Here is a 1,459-nt window from a genome sequence, read left to right on the forward strand (position 1 = left end):
TTTGCGACTCCCCGAAGCTTATCGGAGCTTATCCCGTCCTTCATCGGCTCTTGGTGCCAAGGCATTCGCCCTACGCCCTTAATAACTTGACCTTTGTTACTTTATATATATTGCTTTGTAGTTTTCAATGTTCAGAGTTAAATATATCAGCATCCAGTATCAATGCTGATAGCTTAACAAAATTTATAAACAAAACAGTGTGAGTACTTTTGAACTCCTTAGAAAGGAGGTGATCCAGCCGCACCTTCCGATACGGCTACCTTGTTACGACTTCACCCTAGTCATTGACTTTACCTTCGACAGCTGCCTCCTTACGGTTAGCTCACTGGCTTCGGGCACTTCCAACTCCCATGGTGTGACGGGCGGTGTGTACAAGACCCGGGAACGCATTCACCGCGGCATTCTGATCCACGATTACTAGCAACTCCGACTTCATGCAGGCGAGTTGCAGCCTGCAATCCGAACTGGGATCGGCTTTAAGAGATTGGCATCCTATCACTAGGTAGCTACTCGTTGTACCGACCATTGTAGCACGTGTGTAGCCCAGGACATAAAGGGCATGATGATTTGACGTCATCCCCACCTTCCTCCGATTTATCATCGGCAGTCTCTCTAGAGTGCTCAGCTTAACCTGTTAGCAACTAAAGACAAGGGTTGCGCTCGTTGCGGGACTTAACCCAACATCTCACGACACGAGCTGACGACAACCATGCACCACCTGTGTCCCCTGTACCCGAAGGTAAAGCACTATCTCTAATGCGGTCAGGGGCATGTCAAGCCCTGGTAAGGTTCTTCGCGTTGCTTCGAATTAAACCACATGCTCCGCTGCTTGTGCGGGTCCCCGTCAATTCCTTTGAGTTTCATACTTGCGTACGTACTCCCCAGGCGGAGTGCTTAATGCGTTAGCTGCGGCACCGAGGTTTGACCCCCAACACCTAGCACTCATCGTTTACGGCGTGGACTACCAGGGTATCTAATCCTGTTTGCTCCCCACGCTTTCGTTCCTCAGCGTCAGTATAAGTCCAGAAAGTCGCCTTCGCCACTGGTATTCCTCCTAATATCTACGCATTTCACCGCTACACTAGGAATTCCACTTTCCTCTCCTTAACTCAAGCCTTCCAGTTTCAAATGCTTACCACGGTTAAGCCGTGGGATTTCACATCTGACTTAAAAGGCCGCCTGCGAACCCTTTACGCCCAATAATTCCGGACAACGCTCGCCCCCTACGTATTACCGCGGCTGCTGGCACGTAGTTAGCCGGGGCTTCCTCCTAGGGTACCGTCATTATCGTCCCCTAGGACAGAGTTTTACGACTCGAAAGCCTTCATCACTCACGCGGCGTCGCTGCATCAGAGTTTCCTCCATTGTGCAATATTCCCCACTGCTGCCTCCCGTAGGAGTCTGGACCGTGTCTCAGTTCCAGTGTGGCCGTTCACCCTCTCAGGCCGGCTACCCATCG

2 rRNA genes are annotated in these 1,459 nt (G+C 51.1%); both read right to left on the reverse strand.

Annotated features, from left to right (window positions below):
- Positions 1 to 92: ribosomal RNA gene (locus tag RIN63_RS15270) — 23S ribosomal RNA — on the reverse strand; the annotation flags it as partial.
- A gap of 130 nt (positions 93 to 222) precedes the next feature.
- A 16S ribosomal RNA gene (locus RIN63_RS15275) occupies positions 223 to 1,459 on the reverse strand; the annotation flags it as partial.

Origin of the sequence: Tissierella sp. (assembly GCF_031460495.1) — a bacterium.
Lineage (GTDB): Bacteria > Bacillota > Clostridia > Tissierellales > Tissierellaceae > JAVKTS01.